Raw genomic sequence first — 22737 nt, 5'->3', positions numbered from 1 at the left:
GCTTCTGGCTGCCACCCCGGGACCAGTTCCGGCTCACTCCGCCCAGCCGCCCTGGACCATCGTCTGGAACTTCCACTCGCCGCCGACCTTCACCAGCAGGTCGCCGTAGCGGACGGTGAACCCGTTGATCGTGCCGTCGGTGATCACGAAGACCAGGTTGTCGTTGATGAAGTGCGGCGTCCTCGTCGACTCCATCTTCACCTCGCCGCCGCCCAGTTGTGCGCCCATCTCCTTGATGAAGCGCTCCCGGTCCCACGACGTCGCCGATCCGTCCGTGACCGTGTTGATCGGGAACAGCGCCATGTCGGCCATCTGCTCGACGTCACCCTTGACCGCCAGCTCATCCCAGCGCGTGAACCACTGCATGACCTCGTCGTACGACATACCGTACATTGTACGGAGTTGGGCGCGCTTCGTCGAGGTCTTTGTCGAGTGCAGTGATCAGGCTGACAGCGTGCCGACGACCGCGGTCGCGTCTTCGCTGGTCACGAGCCTGGCGTTGAGTCCGGCAGAGGTGAGGACGCCGAGTGCCGAAGGCGCCTGGCGGGCGCTGGTCTCGCTCATCAGGTGGCCGCCGGGTCGCAGCCACGTCGCTGCCTGCCGGGCGACCTGGCGCAGGATCTCGAGCCCGTCCGTGCCGCCGTCGAGGGCGACGCGTGCCTCGAAGTCGCGTGCTTCGGGCGGCATGAACTGGATGTCGTCGGTCGGCACGTACGGAACGTTGGCCACCACGACGTCGATGCGGCCCCTTATGTTCGTGGGCAACGCATCGAACAGGTCGCCTTCGAACACGTTCGTGAGGTTCTTACGCGCGCACGCCACGGCCACGGGGTCGATGTCGGCGGCGTAGACGGTGGCTTTGGGCAGGCGGCTTTGCAGCACGGCTCCGATGGCTCCGGATCCGCAGCACAGGTCGACGACGATCTCCGGTTTGAGTTCGGTGGCGAGGTCGACCAGCAGTTCGGTGCGGTGACGGGGCACGAACACGCCCTTCGTGACCACGATCCGCTGCCCGCAGAACTCGGCCCAGCCGACGACGTGCTCCAGCGGCAGGCCTTCGACGCGCTGAGCGACCATCTCTTCGAGGTGTTCGGGGGAGGTCGCGGCGTCTTCGAGCAGGGCGGCCTCGTCCTCGGCGAACACGCAGCCGGCGGCCCTGAGTTGATCGACGATACCCATCGTCGCGAACGCTAGCAGCGATGACACCGAGTTGAAGCCGGGCTGGGAGAGAGTGCCGGTCATGGTTGAGGGGAGAAAGGCTGATGAGTAGTCAGGGCTTCAGCAGGCGCACGGTGCTGAGGGGTGCCCTCGTGGCGGGCGGGGCCGTGGCGCTGGGCGGGTTGGGGAGGCTTCCGGTCGCGAGTGCGGCGCCGGGGGCGTGGCCCGCGCTGGCGACGTTCTCCCACGGCTATCCCGCCGTGGTGGAGACGGGCCGCGGGATGGTGGTGTTCGGGATCGGGCCGATGGGCCGGATCTACCACCGCTGGCAGCAGGGCGGCGGCTGGTCGGGCTGGGTGGAGCTGAGCAACGTCGAGCTCAAGACCAGGCCGATCGCGCTGGCGAACCACAACGGCGCGATGTCGGTGTTCGCGACGACGAAGCAGAACAGCTCGCTGCTGCACGGCTGGCAGCCGGTGGCGGGCAGCCCCACGTGGTCGTGGACCAACCTCGGCGGCAGTCTGGTCGAGGAACCGTTCCCGTTGCTCAACACCGACAACGGGATGTCGGTGTTCGGACAGTCCACCGGTGGGGGAATCGTCCACTGGTGGCAGAACGGCGTGGGTGGCGGCTGGTCCGGCCCGATGGCGTTCCCCGGCGGGACCAGGGGACGGCCGTGGGCTGTCGTCGGCCCCAGCGGTGCCATGGCGGTGTTCGCCCGCGCCGCGTCCGGGGTGGGGATCGTGCACCGCTGGCAGCGCTTCGCCGGTGACAACGAGTGGCTACCTCGCGACGGGTGGGGGGCTGTTCCCGGGAACAACGCCGCGATCGGCGACCCGACGGCGGTGGTCGGCCCGACCGGGGCGATCACGGTGTTCGCGGAGTCCCCCGGCGGGATCACGTTCACCTGGCAGCTCGGCGCAGGCGGTCCCTGGCGGGAGAGCTGGGACGAGTGGACCGAGCACCGGATCCTCGGCAGGCCCTCGGTCGTCGTCGGCCCCACCGGTGGCATGGCGTTCTTCGCGAAACGCGCCGGTGCGGAGCAGGACAACTGGCTGCTGCACCGGTCTCAGCCCGCGTGGGGCACGGGGTGGTCGAACTGGGCCAAGCTGGCGCCGGTGGTGACCGGCGAACCGTCCGGGATCGTCGGTCCGGACGGCACGCTGTCCGCCTTCGGGCGCAACTTCGACGGCTTGATGCTGCGCCGCTGGCAGGACGGCCCTGGAGGGAACTGGCCGCATTCGGAGACGTTCCCCGACGAGTTGAGGGTGGGCTGAGCGATGCCGTTGCCAGGAAAGTTCCGGATGGCGCTGCGGGACGACCCGCTGCCGGTGCCGCGCGACACCCCGATGGGTGGCTACGGCTGGGGCACGGACCGGCGGTTCACCGGTGAGCCCGCGAACCCGCTCAAGATCCGCTGCGTGATCATCGTGTCCCCGCAGGGACAGCGGATCGTGCTGGTGCAGGTCGACGTGATCAGCATCCCGAAGCCGGTCTACGACGACATCCTCGACCGGCTGCGGGACGAGGGGGTGGTCGACGCGGCGAGGAACTTCGTGCTCGCGCAAAGCCACACCCACGCCGGTCCGATGGTCGGCGCGAAGCCGGATCCGCTGGTGCTCCTGGGGTCTGCGGACGCGGCGACGGTCACGGAGGCCTACACCAGGACGTTCGTCAACGAGGTGGTGGCGACGGCGGTCCGCGCCCACCAGACGGGCCTGACCGAGGTGACCCTCGGGTACGCCGAGGGGTTCGCGGAGATCGGCCGCAACCGCGTCGGGCTGGCCTACACGCCTCGCGAGGTCCCCGTCCTGGTGGCACGCCGCACCGACGCCAACCGCAACCTGTTCGCGGTGCTGGTCGGGCACACCTGCCACCCGGTCTGCAGCCCCTACATGGGCAACAACACGGACTCGGACTACTGCGGCTACGCGGTCGACGAGGTGGAGAAGCGGCTGGGTGTGCCGACCGTGTTCTTCCAGGGCGCGGCGGGCGACATCAACCCCGTGCAGACCGACACCGCGTGGGCCGCGCTGCGACTGACCAACGCCATCGTCGCGACCGTCCGCAACGCCGCGTTCTTCCCGATCTACGGCCCGATCGTCACGAACCTCGACGTGGTGCCGCTGCCCCTCGCGGTCAACCTGGACGATCCCGGTGAGCGGGCCGCGCTGCGGCAGCGCTACGTGGACCGGGTCAACCAGAACGCGCCCGGCGGCGTGGAGCAGGCCGGGGTGCGGCACGCCAGGAAGATGATCGCCGAGCTCGACGACCGCACCGCGTCGGCGAGAATGCCGATGACCATCCAGAAGATCGATCTCGGTGGCCTGACCATCCTCACGATGGCGCACGAGGTGCTCAGCGGCTACCACGTCGGCACCAAGGCCAAGTGGGTGGTGAAGAACCCGCTGCAGCCGTTGTGGATCATGGCTTACGCCAACCACATCGACTGCTACGTGCCCGCGCACGACGTGCTCAAGCGGGGCGGGGACAACGAGTCGGGGTGGAACGTGGCCGCGAACATGATCGGCGTCGGCACCTACGGGCACTCGTACTCGATGGTCTCGCCACTGGCGGCCGGAGTGGATCAGCACGACACGAACGGTGTCGAGGGGACGCTGGTCCCGAGGATCGCCGGAATTCTGGGGTTGTAGTCCGAACGGAGCCCCGGCACCCTGCTCGTCACATCCGCGCGACAATCCCCTCGGGAGCGAGGGGGCGCGCGGGTGGGGTACGAGTTCAGGGTGCTGGGGCCGCTCGAGGCCGTGCTCGACGGCACGCCGGTGCCGGTCGGCGCGGGCAAGCTGAGGGCCGTGCTGGCGGTGTTGCTGTTGCGGTGCAACGAGAACGTCTCGACCAGCGAGCTGACCGGCATCCTGTGGCCGGGCGCGGCCCCGGTCAACCCGCGCCGCACGGTGAACGTGTACGTGCTGCGCCTGCGCCAGGCGTTGACGGCCGAGCTCATCCGCACCACCCGCGACGGGTACCGGCTCGAGCTCGCACCGGGCGCCCTGGACCTGGAGGTCTTCGACGGTCTGCTGGAACAGGCCCGCGTCGCGGCCGACCCCGCCGACGAGCACCGCCTGTTGAGCAGAGCCCTCGGGCTGTGGCGCGGTCTCCCGCTGGCCGACGTCGACGTCGAACCGCTGGCGAGCCGGGTCGTGCCCGCGCTGGCCGAGCGTCACCTCACGGCACTCGAACGCCGGATCGAGCTCGACCTCGACCAGGATCGCACCGGCGAGGTCATCTCCGAGCTGCGCACCCTGACCGCGACACATCCGCTCCGGGAACGCCTGTGGGCGTTGCTGATCCGCGCCCTGCACCGGTCGGGCCGGACGGGTGAGGCGATCGAGACCTACCACCGCGTCCGGCGGCTGCTCACCGACGAGCTCGGAGTTGATCCCGGTGTCGACCTCCAGGAGAGCTACCTGGGCGTGCTCGAGGCCGCGCCGCCGCGGTCCTGGGTGCTGCTTCCACCTGACCTGCGCGACTTCTCCGGCCGGACCGCCGTGCTCGACCGGCTCGCCGCGGAGCTGACCTGTGCCGGGATGCCGATCGTCACCCTGGTCGGCCCGCCGGGTGTGGGGAAGACGGCGCTCGCGGTGCACCTGGCGCACCGGCTGCGGGACGAGTTCCCCGACGGCCGGCTGTTCGTCGACCTGCGCGGCTACGCCACCCGTCCGCCGGTCGGCACCGAGCAGGCGCTGACCCTGTTCCTGCGCACGCTGGGCATGCCCTCCGAGCGGATCCCGCTGGACGCGGACGCGCAGCTGGCGTTGTTCCGCTCGATGCTGTCGGACCGGCGGGTCCTGGTCGTGCTGGACAACGTGGCCCACGCCGATCACGTGCGGGAGCTGCTGCCGGCCACACCGGGGTGTGCGGTGCTGGTGACCAGCCGCGACGAGCTGCGCGGCCTGGCCGTGACCCACGGCGCCAGGAAGGTGGGCCTGGACGTCTTCACCGCCGGGGAGGCGCGGGCGTTGCTGGTCGACGTGCTCGGTGCCGAGGCGGTCGAGGCCGAGCCCGGGGCGACGCGGGAACTGGTCGAGCTGTGCGCGTTCCTGCCGCTGGCGTTGCGGATCGCGGCGGCGAACATCGCGGGCGAGGCGTGCGGCTCGATCACCGACCAGGTGCGGCGGCTGCGCGCGGGCAGGTTCGCCGCGCTGGCGGTGGACAACGACGAGGTCGCGGTCTGCACCGCGTTCGACCTGTCCTACGCCGCGCTCACGCCCGAGGCGCAGCGGGTGTTCCGGCTGTGCGGCCTCGTGCCGGGCCCGGACGTCACCCCCGACGCGATCGCCGTGATGGCAGGCATCGACCCGGCGGAAGCCGCGGCGACGTTGCGCGCGCTGGCCGCGAGCCACCTCGTCTTCGCGCACGCTCCTGGTCGCTACCAGCTGCACGACCTGCTCCGGCTCTACGCCGCCTCGCGGGCCGAGGCCGATGACGCGCTCGTGGACCGCTTGCTGACCTGGTACCTCGGCGTCGCGCACAACGCGGCCGACCTGCTCTACCCGGAGATGACCCGGTTGGACGGCCCGCGCGGCACGACCTCGTTCGACAGCCCTCGTGCGGCGCTGGCCTGGCTCGACGCCGAGCGCGCCAACCTCGTCGCCGCGGTGAGGCACGCCGCCGATCACGGACCACTGCCCCCGGCCTGGCAGCTGACCGACGCCCTGCGCGGCTACTTCTGGATCCACACCGACGGAACGGAATGGCGTGCCTGCGCGACGTCCGGGCTCGCCGCCGCGCGGAAGGCCGGTGATCTGCCCGCGGAGGCCTCTGTGTGCCACAGCCTCGGCACTCTGTACGCGGGCCTCAGCGACTACCCGCGCGCTGTCGAGCACTACGAGCAAGCACTGCGCATCGCACAGGAGCACGGCATCCGTGCCGTCGAGGCGGCCACCCTGAACAACCTGGCCATCGCGTGGCAGGACCAGGGCCGGCTGCCCGAAGCCATCCGCTACTACGAGCGCGCGTTGGCCGTCCCGGACCACGCGGCGCAGGCCACCATCCGGGTCAACCTCGCCTCCGCGTACTGGGAGATGGGCCGCATCGCCGACGCCCGCGCACAGTTCTCGCAGGCGCGGCTCCTGTTGGGGCAGGCGGTGTCCCGGCAGGCCGAGGTCGAACTGCTGGACGGCCTCGCCCGCCTGCACCTGGACGAAGGCGACCACGACGCCGCGGCGACGTACGCACAGGACGCACTCTGGCTGGCGCTGGAGACCGGTCATCCCCGGCTGGTCGCCGAGGCGCACAACACGCTGGGCACGACCTCGCTGCGCAAGGGGTGCACCGCCGATGCGATCACCCACCACACCAACGCGCTGCTAGCGGCACGCCAGATCGGCTACCAACGGGCCGAGGTGTCCGCACTGCTCGGTCTGGGCAACGCGCACCGCGCCGCGGGTGACCTGGTGCGCGCGCTGGAGCTGTGCGAGCACGCCCTTCGGCTGGTGGTGTCGGCTGGTCTCACGCTGCGCCGCGGGCGGGTTCTGCACGCGCTGGCCCGTGTTCACCACGATCTCGGCAACGATGAGGTGGCGCTCGATCTGGTGCACCAGGCGTTGGACGTGCACCGGGCCACCAGTCACCGGATCGGTGAGGCTCGCTCGTTGCGGCTGCTTGCCGACATCGTCGCCCGGCTGCAGGGCTTGGAGGCCGCGGCGGTGCACCTCGCGGCGGCTCACGAGCTGTTCACCGAGATGAACGTCGCCGCTTTCTGAGCCACGCCCTCGATGCGGTCGTCCCGTCGACGGTGGCTGCGCGCAGCGCGACTCCGCCGATGAACAGGGCACCGCGAGCGGGATGCCGAGGAAGAACCACAGGCCGAGGCTCGAGGGTACTTACAAGCAGGCTTGACTGTTTGTTTGTGGGCCGGAACACTCGGACCCGTGGAAACGAGGCAGCGCCAGGCCGACCGCACCCGCGAGACCAAGCGGAAGCTGATGGAGGCGACCGTCGAGTGCCTGGTGGAGCGCGGCTGGTCCGGCACCACCACGACCGAGGTGGCCGAGCGCGCGGGTGTGTCCCGCGGCGCCCAGCTGCACCACTTCCGGACGCGTGGCGAGTTGGTGGCCGCGGCCGTTGAGCACGTGGGTGCCGAGAGTGTCGAGGTGCTCAAGCGGCGCGCGCAGATCGCGGACAAGAGCACGCACGCCGTGGTGGAGCTGATCGCGGACTTCCACGCGAGCGACCTGTTCACCGCGGCCCTGGAACTGTGGGTGGCCGCGCGGACGGACCCGGAGTTGCGCGAGCAGGTGCTGGAGCTGCAGGCGCGGCTGGGGCGGGAGGTGTACGGGCTGGCGTTGGAGTTGCTGGACGTCGACGACACCAAGCCCGGTGTGAAGGACGCCGTGCAGGCAACCCTGGATCTTGTGCGCGGGCTGGCGCTCGCCAACCAGCTCGCCGATGACGCCAAGCGCCGGGCGCACGTCGTGCGCTACTGGGCGAGGATGCTGGAGGAGCAGCTGTGATCACGGAACTGCTGGCCGACCTCGAAGCCGAGTCGCGGGAGCTCGACGAGCTGGTGGCCGGTGCGCCGGACTGGTCGCTGCCCACGCCTGCCGAGGGGTGGACGATCGGGCACCAGATCGGCCATCTCATGTGGACGGACAAGGCGGCGATCCTCGCCATCACCGATCCCGAGGCGTTCAAGGCGCAGCCGTTGGCCGGCGACATCGTCGACCGGACCGCGGCCGAGGCGGCGGCGTTGCCGGGGCTGCTGGAGTTGTGGCGGGAGAGCCGGGCGGCGTTGCACGGGCACCTGGCGCAGGCTTCCGGGAAGATCGTCTGGTTCGGGCCGCCGATGAGCCCGGCGTCGATGGTCACCGCGCGGATCATGGAGACGTGGGCGCACGGGCAGGACGTTTTCGACGCGCTCGGGGTGGTGAGGGAGCCTTCCGCGCGGATTCGGCACGTTTGTCACATCGGGGTGCGGGCGATGGGGTTCGCGTTCCTGCTCAACGGGTTGGCGGTGCCTGAGGTCGAGGTGCGGGTCGAGCTGACCGGGCCTGGCGGGGAGTCGTGGACGTGGGGGCCGGAGGGCGCGGAGAACCAGGTTTCCGGGCCTGCGTTGGACTTCGCGTGGCTGGTCACGCAGCGGCGGAATCGCAAGGAGCTGGCGGTCGAGGCCGTGGGTGAGGTCGCGGAGCAGTGGGTGCCGATCGCGCAAGCCTTTGCGGGGCCTCCCGGGGGTGGCCGGTGATCAGGATCGGGAACGCGTCCGGGTTCTACGGCGATCGGTTGTCCGCGATGCGCGAGCAGCTGGAAGGTGGCGAGCTCGACGTTCTGACCGGTGACTACCTCGCCGAGCTGACCATGTTGATCCTGGGCCGGGATCGGATGAAGGACTCCAGCCTGGGGTACGCCAAGACGTTCCTGCGGCAGATGGAGGACTGTCTGGCGCTGGCGCTCGACAAGGGCGTCAAGATCGTTGTCAACGCCGGAGGGCTCAACCCGGAGGGCCTGGCGCGCAAGCTCGACGCCAAGGTCGGGTACGTGACCGGTGACGATCTGAAGGCGCGGTTCCCGGAAGCGTTGACCGCCAACGCCTACCTGGGCGCGTGGGAGATCGCGGAGTGCCTGAACCAGGGTGCGCAGGTTGTGGTGACCGGGCGGGTCACGGATGCGAGCCTTGTCGTCGGGCCGGCCGCGGCGCACTTCGGCTGGGCGCGCGATGACTGGGACCGGCTTGCTGGGGCGACGGTTGCGGGGCACGTGCTGGAGTGCGGGACGCAGGCGACGGGCGGGAACTACTCGTTCTTCACCGAGATCGACGCGACGAGGCCCGGGTTTCCGATCGCGGAGATCGACGAGGACGGGTCGTGCCTGATCACCAAGCACGAGAACACCGGTGGGGCCGTCACCACGGACACCGTTACGGCGCAGCTGCTCTACGAGATCGGGGCGCCGGAGTACCTGGGGCCGGACGTCACGACGCACTTCGACACGATCAGGCTTGAGGAGCACGAAAGAGGCGTCAGGATCTCCCAGACCAAGGGGAGTCCGCCGCCGGACACGCTCAAGGTGTGTCTGAACACGTTGGGCGGGTTCAGGAACGCCACTACGTTCGTCCTCACCGGACTCGACGTCGAGGCCAAGGCCGACCTCATCAAGCGGCAGCTGCACGAAGCGATCGGGGACGAAGGGCTCACCTGGACCCTCGCCAGAACCGATCGGGAAGACGCGGACACCGAGGAGCAGGCCAGCGCGCTGCTGCACGTGACGATCAAGAGCGAGGATCCCAAGCGCGCCAAGGGGTTCAGCCGTGCCGCGATCGAGCTGGCGCTGGGTAGCTATCCCGGGTTTCACGTCACGGCGCCGCCGAGTGACGGGACGCCGTTCGGGGTGTACAAGGCGGCGTACGTGAAACGCGACGAGGTCAGTGCGAAGGCGGTGTTGCTGTGAAGAAGCCGCTGGGAACGATCGTCGGCGCGCGCAGCGGCGACAAGGGCGGGGACGCGAACCTCGGGGTGTGGGTCAGGAGCGACGAGGCCTACGAGTGGCTCAACGGATTCCTGACGACCGAGAAGCTCAAGGAACTGCTGCCGGAAGCGCAAGAAGTCACCAGGTACGAGCTGAAGAACCTCAAGGCGCTCAACTTCGTGCTGCACGGGCTCCTCGGAGAGGGCGTGGCCAGCAGCACGCGGTTCGACCCGCAGGCCAAGGCGCTGGGCGAGTGGTTGCGCAGCAGGGAAGTCGAGATCCCGGAGGAGCTCCTGTGATCACGAAGGATCTGTACGAGCGGAAAGAGCTCAGGCAGCTCGTCCGGGATTTCACGCGCAACGAGATCGTGCCGCACCTCAGCGAGTGGGAGCGGCAGGGCGAGGTTCCGCGCGAGCTGCACCAGAAGGCGGCGAAGACAGACCTGCTCGGTATCGGCTTCGAGCACGGCGACCTGATCGACTCGGTCGTGATGACCGAGGAGATCATCCAAAGTGGAGGGTCGTCGGGGCTGATGGCCGCGCTGTTCACGCTCGGCATCGCGATCCCGCACATCTGGCAGACCGGCAACCAGGACCTGATCGAAAGGTTCGCGAAGCCTGCCATCAGGGGCGAGAAGATCGGCAGCCTCGCGGTCACCGAGCCCGGCGCCGGATCGGACGTCGCGGCGATCCGGACCACGGCCGTCAAAGATGGCGATCACTACGTCGTCAACGGCGAGAAGACGTTCATCACCTCGGGCTACCGGGCGGACTTCGTCACGACCGCCGTCAGGACCGGCCAACCCGGCTACAAGGGCATCTCGCTGCTCGTCATCGAGGACGGGTTCACCAAGAAGAAGCTCGACAAGATGGGCTGGCACTGCTCAGACACCGCCGAGCTGCACTTCGACAACGTGCGGGTGCCGGCGAAGAACCTGGTGGGCGAGGAGAACCAGGGGTTCGCGCTGATCATGCAGCAGTTCCAGGTCGAGCGCGTCACGATGGCGGTCGAGGCGTACGCGACGGCGCAGCGGGCGCTCGACCTCACCGTCGAGTGGACGCGCAACCGAGAGACGTTCGGCAAGGCGCTCATCAAGAACCAGGTGGTCAGCCACAAGCTTGCGGAGATGGCGCAGAAGATCGACCTGGCACGCACGTACACGCGGGAAGTCGCGGCCAGGATCAACCGGGGCGAGGACTGCGTCACGGAAGTGTGTTTTGCCAAGAACGCGGCTGTGCAGGCGTGCAGTGAAGTGGTGGACGCGGCGGTGCAGTTGCACGGCGGCATGGGATACATGCGGGAGTCCGAAGTGGAGCGTCACTACCGGGACGCCCGCATCCTCGGCATCGGGGGCGGGGCGAGTGAAGTGATGACCGAGCTCGCGGCACGACGATTGGGGTTCGCCTGATGGGCAACAGGGAGGCGCTGCTCGCGAAGATCGCCGAGCTGGACGCCGAGCACGCCAAAGCGCTCGCGGGAGGTGGGCCGAAGTACGTCGAGCGGCACCACAAGCGCGGGAAGCTCCTTGCGCGTGAACGGGTCGAACTGCTCATCGACGAGGACAGCCCGTTTCTGGAGCTGTCGCCGCTCGTCGCGTGGGGCACGGACTTCCCGGTGGGCGCCAGCGTTGTCACGGGCATCGGGCGGGTCGAAGGTGTCGAGTGCGTGATCGTCGCGAACGACCCGACGGTGCGCGGTGGCGCCAGCAACCCGTACACGCTCAGGAAGTCCCTCAGGGCCAACGACATCGCGTTGCAGAACCGGCTGCCGCTGATCAGCCTGGTCGAGTCGGGCGGTGCGGACCTGCCGACGCAGAGCGAGATCTTCATCCCGGGTGGCAGGGCGTTCCGGGACCTCACCAGACTGAGTGCCGCGGGCATCCCGACGATCACGGCGGTGTTCGGCAACGCGACGGCCGGTGGCGCGTACGTGCCGGGCATGTCGGATTACGTGATCATGATCAAGGAACGCTCGAAGGTGTTCCTGGGTGGTCCGCCGCTGGTCAAGATGGCGACCGGTGAGGACGCGGACGACGAGTCACTGGGCGGCGCGACCATGCACGGCGCCACCTCCGGGCTCGCGGACTTCGTGGCGGAGGACGAAACCGACGCGATCAGGCTCGCCAGAAGGGTCGTCGCGCGGCTCAACTGGAAGAAGCAAGGACCCGAACCAAGCCGAGTGGAAGAGCCGAAGTTCGACGCCGAGAGCATCCTGGACATCGTGTCCGAGGACCAGCGGGTGCCGTTCGACCCGCGGGACGTCATCGCGAGGCTCGTCGACGGGTCGAAGTTCGACGAGTTCAAACCGTTGTACGGCAACAGCCTTGTCACGGGGTGGGCGCGGATCCACGGGTATCCGGTAGGCATCCTCGCGAACGCCAGAGGCGTGCTGTTCAGCGAGGAGTCGCAGAAGGCCACGCAGTTCATCCAGCTCGCGAACCAGAGCGACACCCCGTTGGTCTTCCTGCAGAACACCACGGGCTACATGGTCGGCGCGCAGTACGAGCAGGGCGGCATCGTCAAGCACGGCTCGATGATGATCAACGCGGTGTCCAACAGCCGGGTACCGCACCTGACGATCACGATGGGTGCGAGCTACGGCGCGGGCAACTACGGGATGTGCGGCCGGGCGTACGACCCGCGGTTCCTGTTCACCTGGCCGAACGCCAAGTCGGCCGTGATGGGGCCCGCGCAGCTCGCCGGCGTGCTGTCGATCGTCGGGCGGCAGGCCGCCGCGGCGAAGGGCCAGGAGTACAACGAGGACAACGACGCCGCCATGCGCAAGATGGTCGAGGCGCAGATCGAGGAGCAGTCGCTGGCTCCGTTCCTGTCCGGGAAGCTCTACGACGACGGCGTGATCGACCCTCGCGACACCAGGACCGTGCTCGCCATCTGCCTTTCCGCTGTCCACAGCGGACCGATCAAGGGTGCCGACGGCTTCGGCATCTTCCGGATGTGACCAGATGATCAAGACACTCCTCATCGCGAACCGCGGCGAGATCGCCCGCCGGATCATCCGCACGTGCGACGCGCTCGGAATCCGCACGGTCGCGGTGTTCTCCGACCCGGACGCCGACGCCCCGCACGTCAGGGAGGCCGACCTCGCGGTCAACCTGCCGGGCGCGTCACCGACGGACACCTATCTCCGCGCCGACCTGATCGTCGAAGCGGCGAAGAAGGCAGGCGCGGACGCAGTTCACCCCGGCTACGGATTCCTGAGTGAGAACGCCGACTTCGCCAGGAAGGTCCAGGCAGCGGGCCTGACCTGGGTCGGCCCGGAACCCGACTCGATCGAGGCCATGGGCTCGAAGGTCGCCGCGAAGAAGCGGATGGCGGCCGCGGGCGTGCCGACGTTGCCCGAACTCGACCCGGAGACGGTCACCGAGTTCCCCGTGCTGATCAAGGCGTCGGCCGGTGGTGGCGGACGCGGCATGCGGATCGTGCGCAACCACAACGAGTTCGCGGACGCCCTGGCCAGCGCGCGCAGGGAAGCCGAGTCCGCGTTCGGCGACCCGACGGTGTTCTGCGAGCCGTTGCTGGAGCACGCCAGGCACGTCGAGGTGCAGATCCTCGCGGACACGCACGGCACGGTGTGGGCGCTCGGCGAACGCGAGTGCTCGATCCAGCGGAGGCACCAGAAGATCGTCGAGGAGTCGCCCAGCCCGGCGGTCACCGACGACGTGCGCAATCGCCTGTTCGTGGCGGCCACCGCAGCGGCCGAGTCGATCGGGTACGTCGGCGCGGGCACCGTCGAGTTCATGCTGAAGGGCGAGGACTTCCACTTCCTGGAGGTCAACACGCGGCTGCAGGTCGAGCACCCGGTCACCGAGCTCGTGCACGGGGTCGACCTGGTCGAGTGGCAGCTGCGGATCGCGGAAGGTGTCGCGCTACCAGCAGAAACTCCAGAACCGCGCGGTCACGCCATCGAGGTCCGGCTGTACGCCGAGGACCCCGACCACGACTGGCGCCCCGCCAGCGGCACGCTGCACCGGTTCCACGTCCCCGGCGACGTCCGGCTGGACAGCGGCGTCGAGGACGGGTCGGAGATCTCGGTCCACTACGACCCGATGCTGGCCAAGGTGATCGCGTACGCGCCGACCCGCCGTGCCGCCGCCCGCAAGCTCGCGACGGCGCTCAGCAACGCGCGGATCCACGGCCTGGTCACGAACCGCCGGCTGCTCGTGGACATCCTGGAGAACGACGCCTTCCTCGACGGCGACACGCACACCGGGTTCCTGAGCGAGCACGACTTCACCCGAACCGTTGACCCGCAACCGTTTGCGCTCGCCGCCGCGCTCGCTCAGGCGGCCACCAGGAAGATCGGGCACCTGCCGCTCGGCTGGCGGAACATCCGCTCGCAGCAGCCGAGGGCGAAGTTCCTGCACGATGAAGAACTCGTCGAGGTCGAGTACGACCCGAAGCAGGCCAAGGAGAACGTCGTCACGCTCGACCTGGATGGTGTCCACACCCCGTTCCACGTCAGCACCTACGGCGATCTGGTCGAGGTCGACTCACCGCGTGGATCGGTCACCCTGAGAACAGTGCCGCGCTTCCCCGAACCGGAAACGAAGCTGGCACCGGGTGCGACGGTAGCCCCGATGCCCGGCACGGTCGTCCGGGTCAGCGTCCAGCAGGGCGACCAGGTCGAGGCCGGCGCCGAGCTCCTGGTGCTGGAGGCCATGAAGATGGAACACCGCGTGCTCGCGAACAACGCCGGCACGGTCACCGAACTCCTTGTCCAGCAAGCACAGCAGGTCAACGCCGGCGACGTTCTGGCGGTGGTGGAGGAATCATGAGCTTCGTCGAGTCCGAAGAGCGGATCGCGCTGCGGAAGGCCGTTGCCGAGCTGGGTGCCAAGTACGGCAACGAGTACTTCCTCGCCAAGGCCAAGTCAGGGGAGAAGGCCACCGAGCTGTGGGAGGAAGCCGGCAAGCTCGGCTACCTCGGCGTGGCCGTGCCCGAGGAGTACGGCGGCGGTGGTGGCGGCATCGGTGACCTCGCGGCGGTGTGCGAGGAGCTGGCAGCGGCGGGATGTCCGTTGTTGCTCATGGTCGTGTCGCCGGCGATCTGCGCCACGGTGATCGCGCGGTTCGGCACGGAGGAGCAGAAGTCCAAGTGGCTGCCCGGTTTCGCGGACGGCACGCTGAAGATGGCGTTCGCGATCACCGAACCTGACGCTGGATCCAACTCGCACCAGCTCAAGACGCACGTCCGCCGCGACGGCGACGACTGGATCCTCAAGGGCGCCAAGACGTTCATCTCGGGCATCGACGAGGTCGACGCGGTGCTCGTCGTCGCGATCCAGAAGACCGGGCCGGTGCTCGTCGTCGTGCCCACGAACGCCGAGGGCTTCACCTGGCACCAGATCGAGATGGACCTGGTGGCGCCGGAGAAGCAGTTCACGCTGTTCTTCGACGACGTCAGGCTGCCGTCGGACGCCGTGGTGGGCTCGCCGGACCAGGGGCTGCAGCAGGTCTTCGCCGGCCTCAACCCCGAACGGATCATGGGCGCCAGCATGGCGACCGGCTCGGCCCGGCTCGCGATCAGCAAGGCCGTCACGTACGCCCAGCAGCGCAAGGTCTGGGAGAACCCGATCGGCTCGCACCAGGGCCTCGCGCATCCGCTGGCGAAGATCCACATCGAGATCGAGCTCGCGAGGCTGATGACGCAGAAGGCGGCCGCGCTGTACGACTCGGGCCGCGACAAGGACGCCGGCGAGGCCGCGAACATGGCCAAGTACGCGGCGGGCGAGGCCATCGCCGCAGCCGTTGACCAGGCGATTCAGACGCACGGCGGCAACGGGCTGACAGCCGAGTTCGGGCTGGCGTCGATGCTGGGCATGTCCCGTTTGTCCCGGATCGCACCTGTCAGCAGGGAGATGGTCCTCAACTTCGTCGCGCAAAACAGCCTGAAACTGCCGAGGTCGTACTGACAGACTGCCCCGCATGGGGACCTTCAAGACTTTCGACGGCGTCGGTCTCGCCTACCACGGCGCGGCCGGCGCCGATCCGTTGATCTGCCTGCCCGGCGGCCCGATGCAGGCGTCGTCGTACATCGCCGGCCTGCCGCTCGACGACAACGTCATCAGGCTCGACCTGCGCGGCACCGGCGACTCCGAGGCCGCGCCGAAGGAGACCTACCGCGCAGACCGCCAGGTCGACGACGTCGAGGCGTTCCGGCAGCACCTCGGCCTGGACAAGATCAGGCTGCTCGGCCACTCCGCGGGCGGCACCCTCGCGATCCTGTACGCGACGCGATACCCGCAGCACGTCAAGGAACTCGTGCTCGTCGCACCCAGCCCGCGCGTCGTCGGCATCGACGTCACCGACGAAGATCGCAAAGACATCGCGTTGCAGCGCAGCGGCGAGCCCTGGTACGCCGAGGCGATCAAGGGGTTCGAGGAGATCTGGGCGGGCAACGTGACGCCCGAGGCGTTCGCGAAGATCAGCCCGTTCTTCCACGGCCGCTGGGACGACGCTGCACGTGCCCTCGACGACCACCCGCGCAACGGCGAGGCCGCCCAGGAGTTCTACGCCGAGGGTTCTCTGGACCCCGAGGCCACCCGCGCGGCGCTCAAAACTCTCGACGTGCCAACACTTTTCATCGCCGGCGAGTACGACGTGGCGCTACCGCCCAAGCGCGCGCAGGAGTACGTGGAGCACTTCCTGCGCGCGGAGCTCGTGGTGCAGCCCGGTGCCGGTCACTTCCCCTGGGTGGACGACCCCGAGGCGTTCGCCGCGACCGTCCAGCGCATCCCGTAGAGGCCCGGCCCGAAGTCGAGTGCGGCGGCGTGCGCGTAGCCCCAGGTGTCCACCGGGGCCGGGCGGGCGCCGCCGAACATTTCCGTGCCCGCCGGACCGGACGCGAATTGCTCGCACGAAGCGGGCGGGGAGTCCGGCGGGAATTTGATCTCCAGCACGTAGTCGTGCACCCGTTCGGCGAACCGGCGGAAATGCGTGTGCTCGACCGTCGGATGTGGATAGATCAATTCGTACTCGATCGCAATCGAGTCGCCGGGAGAGATCGGTTCGTCGAACAACAGCTCCGCGACGAGCACGCCGTTGGTTCGCTCGCGGGCGATCCGGCCGACCCGGCAGCACCGCAGCGCGGTGAGCGCGGGCAGCGCCGCATTCCCTTGGCTGGAACCCGTCTCGTGGCACAGGATCCAGCGGTCCACGTTGGACGACGTCGCCTTCATGACCTGGCGCGACCGGACCCCGCGCACCCCGCCGCAGGCCGCGACGTCCACCCTGTCGTGCTGGGCGGTCAGCGCCAGCCCGGAACCGTCCCACGGCGCCCGTGCCGACAGCTCCCGCCTGCGTGAACGTCCGCGCGGGCGTGGTGGGCCGAGCAGTCTTGAGAGCGCTGTCTCGGGTAGCCCGAGCACGTCCTCCAGGTGGGCTAGCGCCATCAGCGACTCGGGGCGCTCGGGTCTGCGTCTGCCCGACTGCCAGTAGCTCAGCGCGGTCACGCTGATCGGCGCACCGCGCACGCGCAGCCGGTGCTGCAGCCGTTCCAGACTGAGACCCCGCACCTGGATCGCGACCCGCAACGCGTCCGCGAACGGACCCGTCACCAAGAGATCGGCGAGCTCCTCGCGCGGTGGGTAAATCGTCAGCATCCACCCCTCCGTTTCACGGGGTCAAGGTCGAGAGGCTATCGGCAGCAAAGGGAACGCGGTACAGCCGATCGGCGGTTTTGCGGCCGTTGGAAACTCGGCAAGTTCAGATCTCGGGTCTATTACGCCGCCAATAGTCTCGATTGGGTTCCTGATCACCCCTGCGACGAACAGGACAACGCAATGCGCAAGACAGCAACCCTGCTGGGATCGGCGGTCATGGTGGCCGCGTTCGCCGCTCCCGCGACCGCGGCAGTCGGTGAGATCCGCACCTCTCCTGGCGAGAACATCGCGGGCAGCTTCATCGTCAAGCTGAAGGACGACCGCGTGACGGCGAGCGCGCAGACGCTCGGTTCGCGCTTCGGCGGCCAGATCGGCTACGTGTACGACGCGGCGTTCAAGGGCTTCTCGGTCAAGATGAGCGACGCTCAGGCGCGCAGACTGGCCGCAGACTCCTCGGTCGAGTACGTGGAGCGCGACCAGGTCATGAGCATCCAGGCGACGCAGGTCAACCCGCCGTCGTGGGGCATCGACCGCATCGACCAGCGCAACCTGCCGCTGGACAACCGCTACACGTACAACACCACCGGCCGGGGCGTGAACGCCTACATCATCGACACCGGTGTCCGCATCACGCACCGCGACTTCGGTGGCCGGGCGCGCAACGGCCGTGACTTCGTGGACAACGACAACGTCGCGCAGGACGGCCACGGCCACGGCACGCACGTCGCGGGCACGGTCGCCGGCACGCTGCACGGTGTCGCGAAGGAAGCGACCATCCACGCCGTCCGCGTGCTGAACAACCAGGGCTCCGGCACGACCGCCGGTGTCATCGCGGGCGTCAACTGGGTGGCGGCCAACCACGTCAAGCCGGCTGTCGCGAACATGTCGCTCGGCGGCGGCGCCAACACCTCGCTCGACCAGGCCGTGCAGGGCGCGATCACGCGCGGTGTGACGTTCGCGGTCGCGGCGGGCAACTCGAACACCAACGCTGCCAACACTTCGCCCGCGCGCGTGGCGTCGGCGTTGACCGTGGGTTCGACCGACCGCACCGACCGGCGTTCCACGTTCTCGAACTTCGGGCCGGTCGTCGACGTCTTCGCGCCGGGCACGGGCATCACGTCCGCGTGGGCGACGAGTGACACCGCGGTCAACACCATCTCGGGCACCTCGATGGCGGCGCCGCACGTCGCCGGCGTGGCCGCTCGGTTCCTGCAGGGTGGTGCGAACGTCACGCCCGCGCAGGTGGCGACCGCGATCACCAACAACGCCACCAACGGCAAGGTGACGAACCCCGGCGCCAACACGACGACCAGGCTCCTGTACTGGCCGACGACCAGCTGATTTCCCCTGATGTGCGGCCCCGGTTCCCTGTGAACCGGGGCCGTTTTCCCTGCAGACGAAAGGAAGTCCGCACGTGAGAGCCCTGCTGGCAGTCGCCGCCCTGGCGGCAGCGGTCGTGGTCGCCCCGGCGTCCGCGGCCACCTCGTCCTACATCGTCGTGCTGCGTGACGGAGCTGTGTCCAGCTTCGGTGGCGCGGTCGAGCACCGGTACACCAGTGTTTTCAACGGTTTCAGCGCGCGGCTGACGGCCGCGCAGGTGCGTTCGCTGAAGGCCGACCCGTCAGTGTCCCTTGTGGAGCGAGACGGGATCGTGCACGCCAACGCCATGCAGCTCAACCCGCCGTGGGGGCTGGACCGGATCGACCAGCGCGCGCTTCCGCTGGACCAGAAGTACTCCTACACCAGCACCGGTCGCGGCGTGAACATCTACGTGATCGACACCGGTCTCCGGGTGACGCACACGGACTTCGGTGGCCGGGCCCGCAACGGCTGGGACACCGTTGACAACGATGGTGTTGCGCAGGACGACAACGGTCACGGCACGCACGTGGCCGGCATCGCGGCCGGGACCAAGCACGGTGTCGCCAAGCAGGCGACCGTGTGGGGTGTTCGGGTGCTGAACGGGTCCGGCTCCGGCACGATCTCCGGCGTCATCGCAGGTGTGGACTGGGTGACGCGCAACGCCGTGAAGCCCGCGGTGGCGAACATGTCGTTGGGTGGCAGTGCTTCCGCGGCGCTGGACGACGCTGTGCGGCGTTCGATCGCTTCCGGTGTCTCGTACACGGTCGCGGCCGGTGGCAGCAACACCGACCCGTCGAACTCCTCGCCACAGCGGGTTTCTCAAGCCATCTGCGTGGGTGCGCTGACGCAGACCGACGCGAAGTCGTCGTCGTCGAACTTCGGTCCGCTGGTGGACATCTGGGCGCCGGGAGTGAGCATTCCGTCGGCCTGGAACGCATCCGACACAGCTGTTCAGACGTTGAGCGGTTCTTCGATGGCCGCACCGCACGCGGCCGGTGTCGCCGCCCGATATCTGCACTTCAACAACGCTGCCACGCCCGCGCAGGTGGAGCGCGCGCTGGTTACCACGGGCACTCCGGGGACGCCACCCGTCACTCGTATCCTTTACTGGCCACCATCTCTGTGAATGGTGAATTGCCCGGCAATCGAACGGCGTCCTAATCCTTAGGACGGTCTTGGCAGGAACCGGATCTCTCCATAGCGTCGAAAGTGTTCGTTCCCCTGCAAAGAACGGAATGCACCATGACGCGAAAGATCCGGTTCCTGGCCGGTGCCGGCGCGGCGACCCTCGCCATGTCGGTTCTGATGGTTCCCTCGGCAACTGCTGCCGAGGGCGAGGTCCTGTCGCTCGGTTCGCCCGAGAAGATCGCCGGCAGCTTCATCGTGAAGCTGAAGGAAGGCAAGTCGAACTCCCACACCCTGGCTTCGCGTTTCGGCGCGAAGGTGGAGCGCGACTACGCCAGCTTCGGCGGCTTCAACGTGAAGCTGACCGAGAAGCAGGCCAAGCGACTGGCCGCGGACCCGTCCGTCGAGTTCGTCGAGGCGGACCAGGTCGTGCACACGCAGGCCACGCAGACGAACCCGCCCTCGTGGGGTCTCGACCGCATCGACCAGCGCAACCTGCCGCTGGACCAGAAGTACACCTACCGCGACGCCGCGGCGGGCGCCGGCGTGACCGCGTACGTGGTCGACACCGGTGTGCGCATCAGCCACTCCACGTTCGGTGGTCGCGCTTCCAACGGCCGTGACTTCGTGGACAACGACAACGTTGCCCAGGACGGCAACGGCCACGGCACGCACGTCGCCGGCACCATCGCGGGCTCGCAGTACGGCGTCGCGAAGGCCGCGAAGATCGTCGCCGTCCGCGTGCTCGACAACAACGGCTCCGGCACCCTCGCCGGTGTCGCGGCGGGCATCGACTGGGTGGCCGCCAACGCGGTCAAGCCGGCGGTGGCGAACCTGTCGCTCGGCGGCGGCGCCAACGCCACCCTCGACACGGCCGTCCGCAACGCCGTGGCCAAGGGCGTGACCTTCGCGGTCGCGGCCGGCAACTCCAACGCCAACGCGTCCGGGTTCTCCCCGGCGCGCGTGACCGAGGCGATCACGGTGGGCTCCACCGACCGCACGGATGCCCGCTCGTCGTTCTCGAACTACGGCTCGGTGCTGGACATCTTCGCGCCTGGGCGTGACATCACGTCGGCGTGGAACACCTCCGACTCGGCCACGAGCACCATCTCGGGCACGTCGATGGCCACTCCGCACGTTGCCGGCGCTGTGGCTCGGTACCTGTCGGTCAACCGTGCGGCCACGCCGGCTCAGGTTGCTTCGTACCTGATCGCGCAGTCGACGCCGTCGAAGGTGACCAACCCGGGGTCGGGTTCGCCCAACCGCCTGCTGTACTTCGCGCCCACCGCGTGATGATGTTCTGAGGGAAGGCCGCGGCTTCGGTCGCGGCCTTTTCTATTGTTGGGTCCATGGTGGAGGGTTTGAAGGGCATCGACTGGTACCTGTTGCGCAGTCACAACGGGTACGCCGACGACCTCCCCAGGTTGCTGAAGCAGGCTCGGACGTCTGTCGAGCCGCACCAGGAGCTGGTGGGTCACCTGTGCGGCAACGAGTTCGACGTCAGCGAGGCGACCGCGGCGGCCTGGCCGTTCCTGCTGGACCTGGTCGCCCACGACAACACTCCCGGCCGCGAGTGGCTGCTCGACGAGGTGTGCGGCAGCATCGCGGCAGCCGGTGGCAGCCGCTCCGACGGCGTCCACCCGAGCTGGCCACCCGCCTGGGAAGCCGCGAAACCGGCCTTGCTCGCCCTGCTCGACCACGGCTCGGCGACGGTGCGGAGGGGTGCGTTGTTCGTGCTCGGGCAGGGGCGCGGGGACAGCGCGCCGGTGCTGCCCGTCCTGACGCGACGCTGGGAGCTGGAGACCGATCCGGCCACGCGGTTGTGCCTCGTGCTCGTCGCGACGGAGTTCGCCGGCCGGGGTGACGAGGCCGCGGTCTCGTGGCTGCGGGAGCTGGAGGTGCCGGACCACGAACCCCAGGCGCAATTGCTCGTGTCCGCGGCGACCAGCCCGGACGCCGGCGTGATCCTGCGCGGCCTGACGGGCGACCTGGGGCTGTTCCTGGCGACGGGGTCGTTCGAGATGGGCTACGACGAGGTGCTGGAGCACGTGCTCTGGCTGGTGCGGCCCAAGGACTTCGAGGGCATGGACCTCGTGCTGGCACTGGTGGACGTGCTGCCGTGGCGGACGGAGGCGCTCGACTACCTGCGCAGGCTCTTCGAACGCGACACCACGGACGTCGGCCTGGTCGTGCCGTTCGTGCCGGTGTGGGCGACCGACCCGGACGTCCGGCTGCGGGCCTTCGCGGTGTGGCTGGTCGGGGTCGCGCGGGCCCGGGAGTACCGGGACCTCGTCGCCGAGGCGGTGTACGACCACGCCGTGACCTCGTTGGGGCAGCGGGTGTCGACACTGGCCACGTCGGTGCTGCTGGAGCTGGGGTGAGGCCTGTGCTGGAGGGTCTGGACGACGTCGCGTGGCACACGGTCGACCACGCGTATGGCCCCGCGCTGGACACGCCGGGCCACCTGAGGGCCTTGCTGTCCAACGATCCTGAGGTCGTGGCGCGGGCGATCACCGACCTCGACCTGACCATCTACGAGGAGGGCGGGTTCGTGTGCCCGGCGGCCACCGCGGTGTTGCCGTTCCTGGCCGAGGTGATGCCCGCGCTGGACCCCACGTCACGGGCGGCGGTGGTGGACCTGGTCACGCGGATCGCCTATTACGGGGACGCCGAGCAGGTCGATGCCGGCTGGCATGAGGCGTGGGCGAGGTCAAAGGACGCGTTCCGCGACTGACAGCGCCACCAGGTACAGGACGACCATGAGCCCGGCTCCGATGTACGGCACGTAGGCGCGTGGCTCTCGAAGCGCGCGGAACCAGGTCGCGAACGTTGCGGACAGTCCGATCACGATGGTGCCGACGGTGGCCATCATGAACGGTGCGAAGCACGCGCCGGAGCACGTCTGCACGGGCGTGAAGCCGAGAACGCCGAAGAACAGCACGCCGACGGCCACGACGAACATCACGAGCGTGCCGAAGATGGCCACCGGAAGTCGCACGCGACCACGCTAGCCAACAGTGATCACTTCCGCTCACAAAAGCCCTG

19 protein-coding genes and 1 pseudogene are annotated in these 22737 nt (G+C 68.9%); 16 read left to right on the top strand and 4 right to left on the bottom strand.

From position 1 onward, the window contains the following. Positions 1-33: 33 nt before the first annotated feature. Positions 34-384, bottom strand: coding sequence for a nuclear transport factor 2 family protein (locus LFM09_RS01790; RefSeq protein ID WP_414094430.1), 351 nt, complete (start codon positions 382-384; stop codon positions 34-36). Positions 385-441: 57 nt separating this feature from the next. Continuing rightward, positions 442-1179 carry a putative protein N(5)-glutamine methyltransferase gene (locus LFM09_RS01785; RefSeq protein WP_414094429.1) on the bottom strand — a complete coding sequence of 246 codons (738 nt, stop codon included), beginning with the start codon at positions 1177-1179 and terminating at the stop codon, positions 442-444. A gap of 83 nt (positions 1180-1262) precedes the next feature. Here LFM09_RS01785 and LFM09_RS01780 point away from each other — a divergent pair, with 83 nt between their 5' ends. The 11 genes and pseudogenes from LFM09_RS01780 (at position 1263) to LFM09_RS01730 (ending at position 16345) form a co-directional block, all read left to right on the top strand. After that, positions 1263-2435 (top strand): hypothetical protein, encoded by a 1173-nt coding sequence (locus LFM09_RS01780; RefSeq protein ID WP_414094428.1) that lies wholly within the window; start codon positions 1263-1265, stop codon positions 2433-2435. Positions 2436-2438: 3 nt separating this feature from the next. After that, positions 2439-3812, top strand: coding sequence for a hypothetical protein (locus LFM09_RS01775; protein ID WP_414094427.1), 1374 nt, complete (start codon positions 2439-2441; stop codon positions 3810-3812). A gap of 72 nt (positions 3813-3884) precedes the next feature. Beyond that, on the top strand, positions 3885-6884 hold the full coding sequence (locus LFM09_RS01770) for a BTAD domain-containing putative transcriptional regulator (protein WP_414094426.1): 3000 nt from the start codon (positions 3885-3887) through the stop codon (positions 6882-6884). Between the two features lie 222 nt (positions 6885-7106). After that, positions 7107-7634, top strand: coding sequence for a TetR/AcrR family transcriptional regulator (locus tag LFM09_RS01765; RefSeq protein WP_414094669.1), 528 nt, complete (start codon positions 7107-7109; stop codon positions 7632-7634). Then, a complete protein-coding gene (locus LFM09_RS01760) occupies positions 7631-8365 on the top strand; it encodes a TIGR03084 family metal-binding protein (protein ID WP_414094425.1) in 735 nt (244 codons plus the stop codon). Before LFM09_RS01765 ends, LFM09_RS01760 begins: the two co-directional genes overlap by 4 nt. Before the next feature lie 47 nt (positions 8366-8412). Continuing rightward, a pseudogene (locus LFM09_RS01755) lies at positions 8413-9884 on the top strand (acyclic terpene utilization AtuA family protein). Continuing rightward, positions 9881-10993: an acyl-CoA dehydrogenase family protein gene (locus tag LFM09_RS01750; RefSeq protein WP_414094424.1), complete on the top strand. Its 1113-nt coding sequence runs from the start codon at positions 9881-9883 to the stop codon at positions 10991-10993. The pseudogene LFM09_RS01755 and the gene LFM09_RS01750 overlap by 4 nt, the downstream one beginning before the upstream one ends. Beyond that, positions 10993-12543, top strand: a complete 1551-nt coding sequence (locus tag LFM09_RS01745; RefSeq protein ID WP_414094423.1) for an acyl-CoA carboxylase subunit beta — start codon at positions 10993-10995, stop codon at positions 12541-12543. Before LFM09_RS01750 ends, LFM09_RS01745 begins: the two co-directional genes overlap by 1 nt. 4 nt (positions 12544-12547) lie before the next feature. Further along, positions 12548-14380, top strand: a complete 1833-nt coding sequence (locus LFM09_RS01740) for a biotin carboxylase N-terminal domain-containing protein (protein WP_414094422.1) — start codon at positions 12548-12550, stop codon at positions 14378-14380. Next, positions 14377-15516 (top strand): acyl-CoA dehydrogenase family protein, encoded by a 1140-nt coding sequence (locus LFM09_RS01735; protein ID WP_414094421.1) that lies wholly within the window; start codon positions 14377-14379, stop codon positions 15514-15516. Before LFM09_RS01740 ends, LFM09_RS01735 begins: the two co-directional genes overlap by 4 nt. A gap of 13 nt (positions 15517-15529) precedes the next feature. Then, complete coding sequence (locus LFM09_RS01730) at positions 15530-16345, top strand: alpha/beta fold hydrolase (RefSeq protein ID WP_414094420.1); 816 nt, start codon at positions 15530-15532, stop codon at positions 16343-16345. Here the strand turns inward: LFM09_RS01730 and LFM09_RS01725 are convergent. After that, complete coding sequence (locus LFM09_RS01725) at positions 16285-17205, bottom strand: hypothetical protein (RefSeq protein WP_414094419.1); 921 nt, start codon at positions 17203-17205, stop codon at positions 16285-16287. The genes LFM09_RS01730 and LFM09_RS01725 overlap by 61 nt on opposite strands. Before the next feature lie 180 nt (positions 17206-17385). On the opposite strand from LFM09_RS01725, the gene LFM09_RS01720 reads away from it, so the two are divergent. The 5 genes from LFM09_RS01720 to LFM09_RS01700 all read left to right on the top strand — a co-directional run bounded on the left by LFM09_RS01720 (position 17386) and on the right by LFM09_RS01700 (position 22426). Beyond that, positions 17386-18546, top strand: coding sequence for a S8 family peptidase (locus tag LFM09_RS01720; protein WP_414094418.1), 1161 nt, complete (start codon positions 17386-17388; stop codon positions 18544-18546). 73 nt (positions 18547-18619) lie between these two features. Further along, the gene (locus LFM09_RS01715) at positions 18620-19693 is read left to right on the top strand and encodes a S8 family peptidase (protein ID WP_414094417.1); all 1074 of its coding nucleotides are present in this window, start codon (positions 18620-18622) and stop codon (positions 19691-19693) included. A 116-nt stretch (positions 19694-19809) separates the two neighbouring features. Further along, positions 19810-20985: a S8 family peptidase gene (locus LFM09_RS01710; RefSeq protein ID WP_414094416.1), complete on the top strand. Its 1176-nt coding sequence runs from the start codon at positions 19810-19812 to the stop codon at positions 20983-20985. A gap of 56 nt (positions 20986-21041) precedes the next feature. Then, positions 21042-22073: a hypothetical protein gene (locus LFM09_RS01705; RefSeq protein WP_414094415.1), complete on the top strand. Its 1032-nt coding sequence runs from the start codon at positions 21042-21044 to the stop codon at positions 22071-22073. 5 nt (positions 22074-22078) lie between these two features. Continuing rightward, positions 22079-22426 carry a hypothetical protein gene (locus LFM09_RS01700; RefSeq protein WP_414094414.1) on the top strand — a complete coding sequence of 116 codons (348 nt, stop codon included), beginning with the start codon at positions 22079-22081 and terminating at the stop codon, positions 22424-22426. On the opposite strand, the gene LFM09_RS01695 is transcribed toward LFM09_RS01700, so the two are convergent. Continuing rightward, complete coding sequence (locus LFM09_RS01695; RefSeq protein WP_414094413.1) at positions 22403-22690, bottom strand: hypothetical protein; 288 nt, start codon at positions 22688-22690, stop codon at positions 22403-22405. The genes LFM09_RS01700 and LFM09_RS01695 overlap by 24 nt on opposite strands. Between the last annotated feature and the right edge of the window lie 47 nt (positions 22691-22737).

The organism is Lentzea alba, assembly GCF_047445655.1.
GTDB classification, from domain to species: domain Bacteria; phylum Actinomycetota; class Actinomycetes; order Mycobacteriales; family Pseudonocardiaceae; genus Lentzea; species Lentzea alba_A.
This window is presented reverse-complemented; position numbering and strand designations above follow the sequence as displayed.